The following is a 13,748-nucleotide window of genomic DNA, read 5'->3' on the forward strand; positions in this document are numbered from 1 at the left end:
AATATTATATTATTTTTTATTAATAAAACGACTATGCTATTTAATGCCAGGTTAATGTAACTTTCCTAAAATTGACTATATAATCGTTAAGTATCAATTTTAAGGAGAGTTTACAATGAAATTTAAAAAATATATATTAACAGGAACATTAGCATTACTTTTATCATCAACTGGGATAGCAACTATAGAAGGGAATAAAGCAGATGCAAGTAGTCTGGACAAATATTTAACTGAAAGTCAGTTTCATGATAAACGCATAGCAGAAGAATTAAGAACTTTACTTAACAAATCGAATGTATATGCATTAGCTGCAGGAAGCTTAAATCCATATTATAAACGTACGATTATGATGAATGAATATAGAGCTAAAGCGGCACTTAAGAAAAATGATTTCGTATCAATGGCTGATGCTAAAGTTGCATTAGAAAAAATATACAAAGAAATTGATGAAATTATAAATAGATAATAAATAAAACAGGTTGAGACAAAAAATGGTCTTAACCTGTTTTCAATTTGCATATGTGATAAATTCTATATCAAAATGCTTATGTATAATGAATGACATTTAAAAGTAGGGGAGACAAATATAAATACAATAGTTCCTAGGATTACTCTCAAAATAACTATATCAATTATTTACTTTGCTCTTCTATTTTTTAAAATATGTACATGTTTAAATAATCAAAAGTGTACATTATTAAATTATCATTTCCAGTTCTAGTGCTATATTGGTAGTAGTTGACTAAATGAAAATAAGCTTATAACAAGTTTTTTCAATACTCGTGGGGCCCCAACACAGAGAATTTCGAAAAGATATTCTACAAACAATGCAAGTTGGGGTGGGGCCACAACAGAGAGAAATAGGATCACCAATTCCAACAGACAATGCAAGTTGGCGGGGCCCCAACATAGAGAAATTGGATCACCAATTTCAACAGACAATGCAAGTTGGGGTGGGGCCCAACACAGAAGCTGGCGAAAAGTCAGCATACAAAAATGTGCAAGTTGGCGGGGCCCCAACATAGAAGCTGGCGCAAAGTCAGCTTACAAAAATGTGCAAGTTGGGGTAGGACATCGATAAAAAAATACTTTTTCTTTAGAAATTAGTATTTCTTATGCATGAGTTTTACTCATGTATTCATTTTTTAAGTAGACATTAGCTACAGCTAATGATAAAGAACCACTACATAATAAATCATTAGTGGTTCTTTATCATTTCTATTTCACTCTTTTACTGGAAGAAAAAGTTTACGTTTGTAGAACATGCCACAATACCAAAAATAATTAAGAAAAATAAGACGATAAGCATGATGACACTTTTCAAACAACCTCTATCAGTTTCTTCCGATTTTCTTTGTTGAACCTTTTTATAATCTTCAAGTAGTTTTGTCGCTTTTTTATTTATATGTTTATTCATGATGTTGACTCCTTATAATATATGTTTAATTCATTAAAATAGTTGAAAACATGACTTGAAATAAAGATATAAAGCTAAAGTAAGGATGTTCAATTGTTTCAAATTTTATGAAAGTATAACGTTAAATATGTTAATTTGATGATGATATTTGCTTTTTATTTTCCAAATGGAATTTACTTAAACTGATGCATTAAAATATTAATGAAGCACTAGAATACATAAATGAATAGTAATGGTGCACAGTATAGAATAATTAAGGCTATATTAAGTATAAATATCGTTAACTGTAAGCTATCTTTAGTTTTAATATAAACTATTAGGATAATCGACGTAAGAAGAATCATATATATTAATGATGAAGAAGTCCATACAAAATCCGCATCATTTGTTGTTAATAATGGGACTATAATTAATCCGAAATTAATCATGCATGCTATATATACTATAATGTTATACACAATGTTAATTTTTGTTCACCACCTTATACTTCTATTTTAAAAACTTCTTTATAATGATATATTGTTTAATGTTGAAATAATTAGATTATCTAATTTTCATTTGCTTTACATGTAAAAGGCTATATATAGTATGCTCTTTATGATTCTAAATGCTTTTTAATATTTAATGCTCATCAACATTTGGATTTTGAATATTCAATTCAAAAACTTTATTAGCTACGTCAATTGTAAAATCAGAACCATAGTTGACATGAGCTACTTTTAATTTTCCATCTAAATAATAGATTGCGATTGCAACATCGTAAAATTCGTCAATGACAAATAAACTCTTTTCGTTTGTTACAACCTCATGCTCTCCTGAGTATACAACGTTAATTTCCCAATCATTAAAAACCATTTGTTAACCTCCTTGAACATTTAAATTGATTCAACTTAAGTTTAACTTATTCATACAACTTCGTACAATATCTAGATGAACATTAATTGTATTTCTAGAAATCTTTTTCAATTATATGTACTAATTATACTTTTAAATTTCTTATTTCAGTATAGTTTTAAAACGATTTTAAAATAATTCTGCAAATATATTAACACATAATGTGTTCAAAAAGTTTTGAACAATTTCAAAACTTTTATATAAAGGGTTTGACAACATGGAATTCAAATTTCTTATTTTAAAAATCACCTCATATAGTGTCATGTTTAGTCTAATTTTTAAGTCAGGAAAGCAAATCAAGTACATAGTTTAAATTAAAAATATCATAAGTTAATTAAACTAAATTAAGTATAAAAATTAGGTTCTTCATCTTTTATGGTGGGAAGGTAAAACTTCCTGCTTTTTTTAATACACAAAAAGCGCAATTGCCTCTATAATTTAAAGTGACCAAACCCAAACTAAAGGAGACAAGTGCGCCTATGTGTAATGATACCTTAGAATTACTAAGAATAAAAGATGAAAATATAAAATATATAAACCAAGAAATTGACGTCATTATCAAAGGAAAAAAAGCAACAGTGGTTAATGCTGTACTAACGTATAAGCCTTCGGCCTGTTATTGTTGTGGAGTTAAAAATGAAGGACAAATTCATAAACATGGTAAGCGTGTTTCTCGTATTACTTTACTTAAAACTCAAGGGTATAACACATACCTCAACTTAGCTAAACAACGTTTTAAATGCTTAGAATGCAATGGCACTTTTACTGCTAAAACGTCAATTGTTGATGAGTCGTGTTTTATCTCAAGATGTGTTACTCAAAAAGTTATAGAAGAAGCTACTAAAGTTAAAACAGAGATTGATACTGCAGAAGATAACTGTATCTCTCCATCTACTGTAAGTCGTATTAGAACTAAAGCGGCTAATTCATTACGAATTAAACCGTTTAATTGTTTGCCAGAACACATCGCTATGGATGAATTTAAAAGCGTTAAAAATGTAACTGGATCAATGAGTTTCATTTTTATAGATAATGATACTCATGATGTTATAGATATTTTAGAAAATAGAACTACAAGATTCTTGCGTGCCTATTTCGAGCGATTCGATTTAAAAAATCGACAACAAGTTAAGACGGTTACTATTGACATGTATGAACCCTATGTCCGATTATTTCGCGACCTATTTCCTAATGCAGCTATTATTTTTGACAGATTCCATATCGTTCAACATTTAAATAGGGAACTTAATAAGTATCGTGTACAAGTTATGAATGAATACCGTAATAAAAAAGGACCTAATTATACAATTTTTAAGAATAACTGGAAAGTTCTATTGATGGATACTAGTAAAACCATATTTAGTAAATACAGATGGAATAAATCTTTTAAGGCTTATAAACGCTCATCTGACATTGTAGAATTCATGCTTTCAAAAGACGATATACTACGACGCTCCTACGAACTTGTCCAAGGATTAAGAAAAGATCTAAGGTTATGTAATTGGCCTAAATTTATTAATCGTTTAAATTCAGTTAGTAAAAAGTCTGTGAGTAAAGGTGTATGGAAAGTGGTTAAATATTATAGAAAACATCAAAGGATGTTAAGAAATACAATTTATTACCCAGCATTTAATAATGGTGCTATAGAAGGAATTAATAATAAGATAAAATTAATCAAGCGAATTTCTTTTGGTTACAGAAATTTCAACAACTTTAAAGCACGTATAATGATGATTTTCAGCTTATACAAAGGAGAAAAAAAGAAGACAACCAAGCCCAATAATGGACTGGCCGCCTAATAATAAAAACTCTAAAAGTTGTAATTTAAAATAGTTCTTTAAATTATATACCCACCACATTTGGTGGAGAACCAAAAATTAGCCGAAAAACATCATTTCTGAAGTTATCGGCTAAAGTTATAAATTATATTTATTTGTACATGAACAAATAATTTACATTAATTTGTCATTTCTTCTTTTTCCCAATCGATTTTATATCTTTCTGAAGAACGATCTGTCCATTTATCTTTAGTATTGGTACCTTTCCAATTTGTTGAAGTCCAATGCAATTGGTAGTCATCACGAACTCGTTCGTATATTACATCTATATTTGTTTGTTGTTTGGATGCTTTTCTATCCATAGTAATAACTGTAGCGAAGTCTGGTGAAAACCCTGAAGATAATAGAGAACTTGCTTTGTTAGGATCAAGGAAGTTCTCTGCTGCTTTCATAGAACCATTTCTAGTTTTCATGAAAAGTTGATTGCCATATACCGGGTTCCAAGAATCTCTATCATATGGTCCCCAATTTTGATTCACCATATTGTTAAATATCACTTTCCAGCCTACTTTTTTATCAGTTGGGCTCTCTAAAATTGTTTTGAAATCAGGTTGAACATATTTCAGTGTATGACCAATCGAAACATTTGCACCAATAAGGCCGCCAATTTTTCCTGTATCATCACCAGTAACATTACCGTTGAATCCATAAGTTAAAGTACTCATATACTCTTTTGTATCAATCGAATTTCTTGGATAGTAATCAGATATTTGAGCTACTTCATTATCAGGTAGTTGCAACTGTACCTTAAAGGCTGAAGGCCAGGCTAAACCACTTTTGTTAGCACCTTCTTCGCTATAAACTCTATATTGACCAGCAATGGTACCTTTCGTTCTAATAACTAGCAGTTTTTTATTGTGATTTTTATCATCGATAAAACTATAAAATACTTTTTTGTGCATGCCATTTTCTTTATCATAAGTAACTAAATCACCTGTTTTTACTGTAGTATTGCTTCCAATATCTGTAGTACCGGTTTTAATATTAATATCAGAATCTGCGGCATTAGCGACAGGATTCATTAATATGGAACCTAGCAATAGTGTTGTTGTTACTGAGCTGACTATACGTGTTTTCATTTTCATCATCCTTCTATTTTTTTTAACGATTTGAGGAAACAATAATCAATATGTCAATTTAGAATATTGCAGTTGAGACATATCAAATATTTATAATCGTTTATATTAGTATATTTAATGTAGCAACTGATAAATTACTGAGTGATGATGAGTGATTATTTTAAGAATATGTTTTTAACTTTTATTTAAAATTTGAAAGGAAGCATTTCAATTTCGAGGGTTAGTCAAAGTTGAATAAATTCTTTATGAAACAAGGAAAAGACATAGCTAATTTTATTGATTAATTTCTTTAAAACTAATGATTTGTTTGATTTAAAAATGTAATCGATTACAATATAAAAATACAAATATCTTAGAATTAAATCAATTAATTAACTATTAAATAAAAATTAACTATATATTAACTACTGTAAATTAATAAATAGAAATAGAGAAAAAGGGTATTAATTATGTTTGGAATTTCGTCGGGAATAATTTTTGCCATTACATAGAAATATCTAATAGATAATGAAAAAGTATCGTATGTATTTTTAATATAGTGTAAAATATCATATGTAAAATAAAATGTAGATTTTTAGTTAGAGGCATTATAAGAAAATTTTGAGTATAGGTTAGCTTTTAATTATGAATCTTATTGAAATTTGATTAATAAATATATGATAGGGGATTAAAATGAAACTATTTTATATCGTATTTCTTATTATTATATGGCTGAATATATTTTTAGGAAATGAAATTATCCATACACTGACTGTTTTAATAACAACATTGTATATTGTTAATTCAAGAAAGGGGATTAAAAATGACAGAGTTGAATAATATTATAAACTCTCTTCAATCTTTGTTTGAGTCTGAATCAGGCTATAAAATTTCGAAAAATTCAGGAGTTCCATATCAAACAGTACAAGATTTAAGAAATGGGAAAACCAAACTAGAAGATGCTAGATTTAGAACGATTATTAAACTTTATAGTTACTATGTCTCATTAAAAGAACATTAATCATGGGACAATAAAGTATTGCTATAATAATTGAATCATTAAATGAAGGAATAGAGCCTAAGACATAATAAATCAATGTCTTAGGCTCTACAATATTATATTGGTAGTAGTTGACCGAATGAAAATGACCATGTAACAAGCATTTTTGGGGCCCCAACACAGAAGCTGACGAAAAGTCAGCTTACAATAATGTGCAAGTTGGGGATGGGCCCCAACACAGAGAATTTCAAAAAGAAATTCTACAGACAATGCAAGTTGGCGGGGCCCCAACATAGAGAAATTCAAAAAGAAATTCTACAGACAATGCAAGTTGGGGAGTGACAACGAAATAAATTTTATAAAATACCATTTCTGTCACATTCCTACTCCCAATTCCATTTAAATATATAGAAAATTTCACCTATTATATACATCATACACTTTAAAAATTATCATTTAAATAATCTGATTTGGAATTAAAGTGCATGAAGTATAAGTCACCTTCATATACTAATCAAAGAGGACGTCAACAGTTATTTTATTAGGATTTTTAACATAAACATTTGCTAGATCTGAATGTAATCTTTTGCTTAAATCAATAGTGTAGTTATTACCGCCACCGGTGATCTTAAGCTTACCTTTATTACGATTTTCGGTATATAATATTTTATTTTTTATTAACGCTTCTCGTGCACGGAAATCGATTTCTTTCAATGTTAATACTGGTTTATTGCCTTGGTATATTTTATGCGCACCAATAATCGTTTGTAGTTTATCTTTGTATTGCACAAAAAGATTATAAGTTTTATCAGAAGGTTTTGCGGCTGGTGTAACGCCACCTGTAAATGTCTCTCTATAAGACCACCATAACTGATCAGTATCTTTGTCTTTTAGTCCAAACACATCTACGTAACGATCTTTTAACTGATTAATATTTCCCCAACTTTCAGCGCCCCATAAAGATATATGTGCTGACCATGAATATCTCTTAAGTTCAACATAAATGTTTCCATTATCATATTGATATAGCCATTTATTTGAAAATGAAAAATGAGGCTGTGTGTAATATTTAATTAATTCATTGATGTTAGTTTCATCTTGACCAATGCTATAAGCTTTAGCTTCAGAGTAAAAACTAAATACTGGTTTTTGATTTTGAGGTAATACAGTACCTAATAGTAATAATGTTGTCGTTAAAATTATATTTTTCGTGATGTTCTTACTCATTAGAACATCTCCTTTCAGAGGAATCATGATACGAGGAATAAGAAATTTAAATGTGAGCGAAGTCAATATAGTATTTGCGATTATTTTTATTAACTCCATTATTATTGTTAGTTTGATTTTTCGAGGATAACTTCAATTTTTGCATTTTGAGGTTTTTTAACATATCTATTTGCATCAGTTGATGGCAACCTTTTACTTAAATCTATTGTGTAGTTATTGTCTGTACCTGTTATTTTAATTTGTCCTTTATTATAAGAATTATTATATAATTTTTTACTTTTAATTAATGTTTGACGAATACGAAAATCTAATTCTTTTAAAGTTAAAACAGGCTTATTGCCTTCATAAACTGGAAATCCGCCAGTAAACGTTTCTGCTTTATCTTTATATGTTACATTCAGTTTATAGTGTTTATCGTTAGATGTTGCTGCAGGAGTAACACCACCAGTAAACGTTTCTTGAGATAATGCAAAAGAATCAATGGTTTCTTGGTCTTTTATGCCAAAAATATCAACGCTTTTATTTCTTAATTGGTTGATATTGCCCCAACTTTCAGGTCCATAAACTTGAATATGACTATACCAAGAAAACTGTAACAACGTTGCATGAATCGTACCGTTATCTTTTTGCCATAACGTACTGTTAGAGAAGGTTAAATATTTTTGCGAGTAATATTTAGTTAACTCATTAACGTTAGTTTCGTTTTGATTTATATAATAAGCTTTCGCTTCAGATGAAGAATTGATAGGTGTATTAGGAAATTGTGTAAATGCTGTACCTAATAGTAACAATGTTGTTGATAAAATAATTTTTTTCGTGATGTTATTGTTCATTCGAATTTCTCCTTTGAGTATTGTTGGAATGTTTAATTATAAAAAGGGGTTAATTAGATAATTGAAATTATCCGCATTTACAAAAGGTAATAGGTTAGTTAGATTTTTCGAGTATGACTTCAATTTGTGCATTTTTAGGATTTTTAACATAACGGTTTGTGTCAGTTAATTTTAACTTTTTACTTAAATCAATCGTGTAATTATTTCCATCAGCAGTTATCTTAATTTGACCTTTATTAAATTCTCCGTTATATAACTTTTTATTCTTTATTAATGTTTGACGAATACGGAAATCTAATTCTTTTAAAGTTAATACTGGTTTATTTCCTTTGTAAAATTCATGTCCACCGATGATAGTTTGTTGTTTATCACTATATTTTAAAAATAGTCTATAAGGTTTATCAGATGAAGTAGCTGCTGGCGTAACACCACCAGTAAATGTTTCATCATAAGTCCAGTAACCTTCAACTGTGTCCTCATCTTTAGTTCCAAATATATCAACGTATTTATTTCTTAACTGATTAATGTTTCCCCAACTCTCGGATCCAAACACTTGAATATGACTATACCAAACCCACGTTTGCAATGTTGCATGAATGCTACCATTGGGCTTTTGCCATAGCCATTTTCCAGATAATGAAAAATGCGGCTGAGTGTAATATTTGATTAACTCATTGATATTAGTCTCGTTTTCACTGATATTATAGGCTTTTGCTTCAGATGAAAAACTGATTGGTGTTTTAGGAAGTTGTGTTGATGTGGTTCCTAAAAGTAACAATGCTGTTGATAAAACTAATTTATTCATGATGTTCTTTTTCATATGAAAATCTCCTTTGCGTGAATTACCCAAAGTATATAAGCTATTACACCGATTCGGAATTAAATAAAAGCTAAAACTATGTTAAATAAACTTAAACAGTTAGTAGTGTTATTTAAGCAAAACTTATCATTTTTAAGTTTTGGACAGAAACAGTACTTAATAAAGTAGGCGGGAGTTATATATTAAAAACGACACGTTACAATTATTCTCTAATCAATTGCATTAAATTGTTTGATAATTGAATTTTCTAACTACTTGAAAAATAGTTATACTTTAAATGTAGTACTTATTTTAATTATTTCCTACTACTTAAATTTAATATTAATAAAATGTTCATTTAATTATTGATAAAATATTACAAATTTTAATAGTAGGTTGTGTTTATTTTGTATGCGCTTACAATTTAGGTGTAACTAAAATAAAAGGAGTTGTTATTAATGAAAAATTTACGAAACAGAAGTTTTTTAACTTTATTAGACTTTTCACGACAAGAGGTAGAATTCTTATTAACACTCTCCGAGGATTTAAAACGTGCTAAATATATTGGCACTGAAAAGCCTATGTTAAAAAATAAAAATATTGCACTGTTATTTGAAAAAGATTCTACAAGAACGCGATGTGCATTTGAAGTTGCAGCGCATGATCAAGGTGCAAATGTAACTTATTTAGGCCCAACTGGATCACAAATGGGTAAAAAAGAAACAACTAAAGATACTGCACGTGTGCTTGGTGGAATGTATGATGGCATTGAATACCGTGGTTTTTCACAAAGAACAGTAGAAACTTTAGCTGAATATTCAGGCGTACCAGTGTGGAATGGTTTAACTGATGAAGATCATCCTACTCAAGTTCTTGCTGATTTCTTAACAGCAAAAGAAGTCTTAAAAAAAGATTATGCAGATATTAACTTTACATATGTTGGAGATGGTCGTAATAACGTTGCAAATGCATTAATGCAAGGTGCTGCCATTATGGGTATGAACTTCCATTTAGTTTGTCCAAAAGAATTAAATCCAACAGATGAATTATTAAATCGCTGTAAAAATATTGCCGCTGAAAATGGTGGCAACATATTAATCACAGATGATATTGACCAAGGTGTAAAAGGTTCGGATGTAATTTACACTGATGTTTGGGTATCAATGGGTGAACCTGATGAAGTATGGAAAGAACGACTTGAATTATTGAAACCATATCAAGTAAATAAAGAAATGATGGATAAAACTGGTAATCCAAATGTTATTTTTGAGCATTGCTTACCATCTTTCCATAATGCTGATACGAAAATTGGTCAACAAATTTTTGAAAAATATGGTATTCGAGAAATGGAAGTTACAGATGAAGTATTCGAAAGTAAAGCTTCAGTTGTATTCCAAGAAGCTGAGAACAGAATGCATACAATCAAAGCAGTCATGGTTGCTACATTGGGTGAATTTTAAATGATATAAGGAAGTGAATATGATGGCGAAAATAGTAGTAGCATTAGGTGGTAATGCTTTAGGAAAATCACCTCAAGAACAACTCGAGCTTGTTAAAAATACTGCGAAATCATTAGTAGGATTAATAACAAAAGGACATGAGATTGTTATTAGTCATGGTAATGGACCACAGGTTGGAAGCATTAATTTGGGACTTAACTATGCTGCAGAACATAACCAAGGTCCGGCATTTCCATTTGCTGAATGTGGCGCAATGAGTCAAGCTTACATCGGCTATCAATTACAAGAAAGCTTACAAAATGAATTGCATTCTATTGGAATGGATAAACAAGTGGTAACACTAGTGACACAAGTTGAAGTTGATGAAAATGATCCGGCATTTAACAATCCTTCAAAACCAATTGGGTTATTTTACAACAAAGAAGAAGCTGAACAAATTCAAAAAGAAAAAGGATTTATATTTGTTGAAGATGCTGGAAGAGGATATAGACGCGTTGTTCCTTCACCACAACCCATCTCTATTATTGAATTAGAGAGTATTAAAACACTTATTAAAAATGATACACTCGTTATTGCTGCTGGTGGTGGAGGTATACCAGTAATTAGAGAGCAACATGATGGTTTTAAAGGTATTGATGCAGTTATAGACAAAGATAAAACAAGTGCGTTGTTGGGTGCTAATATTCAATGCGATCAATTGATTATTTTAACAGCAATTGATTATGTATATATTAATTTTAACACTGAAAACCAACAGCCTTTGAAAACAACAAATGTTGATGAATTAAAACGATATATAGACGAAAATCAATTTGCAAAAGGAAGTATGTTACCAAAAATTGAAGCAGCCATATCATTTATTGAAAACAATCCAAAAGGAAGTGTGCTTATAACATCATTAAATGAATTAGATGCTGCCTTAGAGGGTAAAGTAGGTACTGTGATTAAAAAGTAATTGAATTGAAACGCTTTTCAATTACTATATGTCAAATGCATGATTTTTATTATTTATGTGCACCCCCTGAAAATAATGCCTCTATTTTGATGCGGGGTGCACTTTCTTAATTTATATTTATAAAATCTTTAAGGTAGAAATGCTAGGTTAAATGTCGAAGGAGATGAAACCGTGGAAAATACAATTAATGAAAGTGAAAAGAAAAAACGATTTAAATTAAAAATGCCAGGTGCATTTATGATTTTATTCATTTTAACGGTTGTTGCAGTTATAGCAACATGGGTTATTCCTGCTGGTGCATATTCTAAACTTTCTTACGAACCTTCATCCCAAGAACTAAAGATAGTTAACCCTCATAACCAAGTGAAAAAGGTTCCGGGTACGCAACAGGAACTAGACAAAATGGGGGTTAAAATTAAGATTGAACAATTTAAATCAGGTGCAATTAATAAGCCAGTATCAATTCCGAATACTTATGAAAGATTAAAGCAACATCCAGCTGGACCAGAACAAATAACAAGTAGCATGGTTGAAGGTACGATAGAAGCGGTCGATATCATGGTATTCATTCTTGTACTAGGGGGACTTATTGGCGTAGTTCAAGCCAGTGGTTCTTTTGAATCGGGATTGTTAGCTTTAACGAAGAAAACAAAAGGGCATGAATTTATGCTAATTGTGTTTGTATCAATACTAATGATTATCGGCGGGACGTTATGTGGTATTGAAGAAGAAGCTGTAGCATTCTATCCGATTTTAGTCCCTATATTTATAGCGTTAGGATACGATTCTATCGTTTCAGTTGGTGCCATATTCCTTGCCAGCTCTGTCGGTAGTACATTTTCAACTATTAACCCGTTCTCGGTTGTAATTGCCTCTAATGCCGCTGGTACAACTTTTACGGATGGCTTGTATTGGAGAATAGGTGCTTGTATTGTCGGTGCGATTTTTGTTATTAGTTATTTATATTGGTACTGTAAAAAAATTAAAAACGATCCTAAAGCGTCATATTCTTATGAAGACAAAGATGCTTTTGAACAGCAATGGTCTGTATTAAAAGATGACGATAGTGCCCATTTTACTTTGCGTAAGAAGATAATCCTTACATTATTTGTACTACCATTTCCAATTATGGTATGGGGAGTTATGACGCAAGGTTGGTGGTTCCCAGTTATGGCTTCAGCATTTTTAATATTTACAATTATAATAATGTTTATTGCTGGGACAGGTAAATCTGGATTGGGAGAAAAAGGAACTGTAGATGCATTTGTCAATGGTGCATCAAGTTTAGTAGGTGTATCTTTAATTATTGGTTTAGCTCGAGGTATTAATTTAGTGTTGAATGAAGGTATGATTTCAGATACAATCTTACACTTTTCATCATCTTTAGTTCAACATATGAGTGGACCATTATTTATCATCGTATTACTATTTATTTTCTTCTGTTTAGGTTTTATCGTGCCATCATCTTCTGGATTAGCGGTATTATCAATGCCTATCTTTGCACCACTAGCTGATACAGTAGGTATACCAAGATTCGTCATCGTTACGACATATCAATTTGGTCAATATGCGATGTTATTCTTAGCGCCGACTGGACTTGTTATGGCCACACTACAAATGTTAAACATGCGATATTCACATTGGTTCCGATTTGTATGGCCGGTAGTTGCTTTTGTATTGATTTTCGGTGGCGGAGTACTAATTACGCAAGTACTAATTTATTCATAATTTGAAATGCTATATTATAAAAATACTAATTGGGTTTTATGCATCTCGTAGGTTTGTAGAAATACTAAACTAAGCGAGGTGCATTATTATTTTTGATTAAGAAAATAATGACGGTAATGATAACACTAGTAAGTAATTGATACAATGCTCTATTTAATAATGATATTTTTAAAATTTGTTTTTAATGTAATGTTAGATCTATGGTATATTATATTTATCGTGGTAAATATGTATTTGCTGTAAACAGTTTTTGTAACACATGACACATATGGTTGTGAAAATAGCATATATAAAGGATGGCTATAAATGACACATTTGACAAAGGTTTTAGATACACTAACTGGAATATGCGTAGTATTATTATTTAGTAAATATTTTGTGGCGTATGCAAATATGGTGTTTGATTGGAATTTAAGATGGTATTTGCTAGAAAACATACCACATTTGCCAATTATATTATTTATTCTGATGTTTATTTTCGGAGTACCTTCTGAAATGATAAAAGATAGGCAAAGGAAAAATAACGGTGTTTAATTTAT

General features: G+C 30.2%; 14 protein-coding genes and 1 pseudogene. 9 read left to right on the plus strand and 6 right to left on the minus strand.

The genetic code is table 11. The features are described 5' to 3' along the window. The first annotated feature begins 115 nt into the window (after positions 1–115). Positions 116–466 carry a complement inhibitor SCIN-B gene (gene scb / locus NSS86_RS04370; RefSeq protein WP_000669537.1) on the plus strand — a complete coding sequence of 117 codons (351 nt, stop codon included), beginning with the start codon at positions 116–118 and terminating at the stop codon, positions 464–466. Positions 467–1,231: 765 nt separating this feature from the next. Here scb and NSS86_RS04375 read toward each other — a convergent pair. Further along, a complete protein-coding gene (locus NSS86_RS04375; protein WP_001032817.1) occupies positions 1,232–1,417 on the minus strand; it encodes a hypothetical protein in 186 nt (61 codons plus the stop codon). A gap of 621 nt (positions 1,418–2,038) precedes the next feature. Then, a complete protein-coding gene (locus NSS86_RS04380) occupies positions 2,039–2,272 on the minus strand; it encodes a hypothetical protein (protein ID WP_000231632.1) in 234 nt (77 codons plus the stop codon). 518 nt (positions 2,273–2,790) lie between these two features. On the opposite strand from NSS86_RS04380, the gene NSS86_RS04385 reads away from it, so the two are divergent. Together NSS86_RS04385 and NSS86_RS04390 are read left to right on the plus strand one after the other, a co-directional pair. Next, positions 2,791–4,110, plus strand: a complete 1,320-nt coding sequence (locus NSS86_RS04385; RefSeq protein ID WP_001557163.1) for an ISL3-like element IS1181 family transposase — start codon at positions 2,791–2,793, stop codon at positions 4,108–4,110. A 2-nt stretch (positions 4,111–4,112) separates the two neighbouring features. After that, a pseudogene (locus tag NSS86_RS04390) lies at positions 4,113–4,187 on the plus strand (hypothetical protein); the annotation flags it as partial. 81 nt (positions 4,188–4,268) lie between these two features. Here NSS86_RS04390 and hyl read toward each other — a convergent pair. Next, positions 4,269–5,228 (minus strand): alpha-hemolysin, encoded by a 960-nt coding sequence (hyl, locus tag NSS86_RS04395; RefSeq protein ID WP_000857488.1) that lies wholly within the window; start codon positions 5,226–5,228, stop codon positions 4,269–4,271. A 672-nt stretch (positions 5,229–5,900) separates the two neighbouring features. Here hyl and NSS86_RS04400 point away from each other — a divergent pair. After that, positions 5,901–6,047, plus strand: a complete 147-nt coding sequence (locus tag NSS86_RS04400; protein ID WP_000765708.1) for a hypothetical protein — start codon at positions 5,901–5,903, stop codon at positions 6,045–6,047. Then, positions 6,004–6,228 (plus strand): hypothetical protein, encoded by a 225-nt coding sequence (locus NSS86_RS04405; RefSeq protein ID WP_001802045.1) that lies wholly within the window; start codon positions 6,004–6,006, stop codon positions 6,226–6,228. Before NSS86_RS04400 ends, NSS86_RS04405 begins: the two co-directional genes overlap by 44 nt. Positions 6,229–6,717: 489 nt before the next feature. Here NSS86_RS04405 and NSS86_RS04410 read toward each other — a convergent pair whose 3' ends face one another. From NSS86_RS04410 to NSS86_RS04420, 3 genes are all read right to left on the minus strand, one after another. Then, complete coding sequence (locus tag NSS86_RS04410; RefSeq protein WP_000041897.1) at positions 6,718–7,434, minus strand: superantigen-like protein SSL12; 717 nt, start codon at positions 7,432–7,434, stop codon at positions 6,718–6,720. A gap of 107 nt (positions 7,435–7,541) precedes the next feature. Further along, the gene (locus tag NSS86_RS04415) at positions 7,542–8,267 is read right to left on the minus strand and encodes a superantigen-like protein SSL13 (RefSeq protein WP_001063553.1); all 726 of its coding nucleotides are present in this window, start codon (positions 8,265–8,267) and stop codon (positions 7,542–7,544) included. A gap of 94 nt (positions 8,268–8,361) precedes the next feature. Beyond that, positions 8,362–9,087 (minus strand): superantigen-like protein SSL14, encoded by a 726-nt coding sequence (locus NSS86_RS04420; protein ID WP_000739531.1) that lies wholly within the window; start codon positions 9,085–9,087, stop codon positions 8,362–8,364. Positions 9,088–9,524: 437 nt separating this feature from the next. On the opposite strand from NSS86_RS04420, the gene argF reads away from it, so the two are divergent. The 4 genes from argF to NSS86_RS04440 all read left to right on the plus strand — a co-directional run bounded on the left by argF (position 9,525) and on the right by NSS86_RS04440 (position 13,743). Then, entirely contained in the window at positions 9,525–10,526 is a 1,002-nt protein-coding gene (gene argF, locus NSS86_RS04425) for an ornithine carbamoyltransferase (RefSeq protein ID WP_000793607.1), read from the plus strand. A gap of 22 nt (positions 10,527–10,548) precedes the next feature. Continuing rightward, positions 10,549–11,481, plus strand: coding sequence for a carbamate kinase (gene arcC, locus NSS86_RS04430; RefSeq protein WP_001074342.1), 933 nt, complete (start codon positions 10,549–10,551; stop codon positions 11,479–11,481). Between the two features lie 171 nt (positions 11,482–11,652). After that, complete coding sequence (locus NSS86_RS04435) at positions 11,653–13,209, plus strand: YfcC family protein (protein ID WP_000432077.1); 1,557 nt, start codon at positions 11,653–11,655, stop codon at positions 13,207–13,209. Positions 13,210–13,515: 306 nt separating this feature from the next. Next, positions 13,516–13,743 carry a hypothetical protein gene (locus NSS86_RS04440; RefSeq protein ID WP_000149423.1) on the plus strand — a complete coding sequence of 76 codons (228 nt, stop codon included), beginning with the start codon at positions 13,516–13,518 and terminating at the stop codon, positions 13,741–13,743. Positions 13,744–13,748 lie beyond the last annotated feature (5 nt).

This window comes from Staphylococcus sp. FSL W8-0056 (assembly GCF_037963075.1).
Classification (GTDB): Bacteria; Bacillota; Bacilli; order Staphylococcales; family Staphylococcaceae; genus Staphylococcus; species Staphylococcus aureus.

Coding starts and splice junctions, on each gene's coding strand:
- scb (WP_000669537.1), top strand. CDS start 116: ATGAAATTTAAAAAATATATATTAACAGGAACATTAGCATTACTTTTA.
- NSS86_RS04375 (WP_001032817.1), bottom strand. CDS start 1,417: ATGAATAAACATATAAATAAAAAAGCGACAAAACTACTTGAAGATTAT.
- NSS86_RS04380 (WP_000231632.1), bottom strand. CDS start 2,272: ATGGTTTTTAATGATTGGGAAATTAACGTTGTATACTCAGGAGAGCAT.
- NSS86_RS04385 (WP_001557163.1), top strand. CDS start 2,791: ATGTGTAATGATACCTTAGAATTACTAAGAATAAAAGATGAAAATATA.
- hyl (WP_000857488.1), bottom strand. CDS start 5,228: ATGAAAACACGTATAGTCAGCTCAGTAACAACAACACTATTGCTAGGT.
- NSS86_RS04400 (WP_000765708.1), top strand. CDS start 5,901: ATGAAACTATTTTATATCGTATTTCTTATTATTATATGGCTGAATATA.
- NSS86_RS04410 (WP_000041897.1), bottom strand. CDS start 7,434: ATGAGTAAGAACATCACGAAAAATATAATTTTAACGACAACATTATTA.
- NSS86_RS04415 (WP_001063553.1), bottom strand. CDS start 8,267: ATGAACAATAACATCACGAAAAAAATTATTTTATCAACAACATTGTTA.
- NSS86_RS04420 (WP_000739531.1), bottom strand. CDS start 9,087: ATGAAAAAGAACATCATGAATAAATTAGTTTTATCAACAGCATTGTTA.
- argF (WP_000793607.1), top strand. CDS start 9,525: ATGAAAAATTTACGAAACAGAAGTTTTTTAACTTTATTAGACTTTTCA.
- arcC (WP_001074342.1), top strand. CDS start 10,549: ATGGCGAAAATAGTAGTAGCATTAGGTGGTAATGCTTTAGGAAAATCA.
- NSS86_RS04440 (WP_000149423.1), top strand. CDS start 13,516: ATGACACATTTGACAAAGGTTTTAGATACACTAACTGGAATATGCGTA.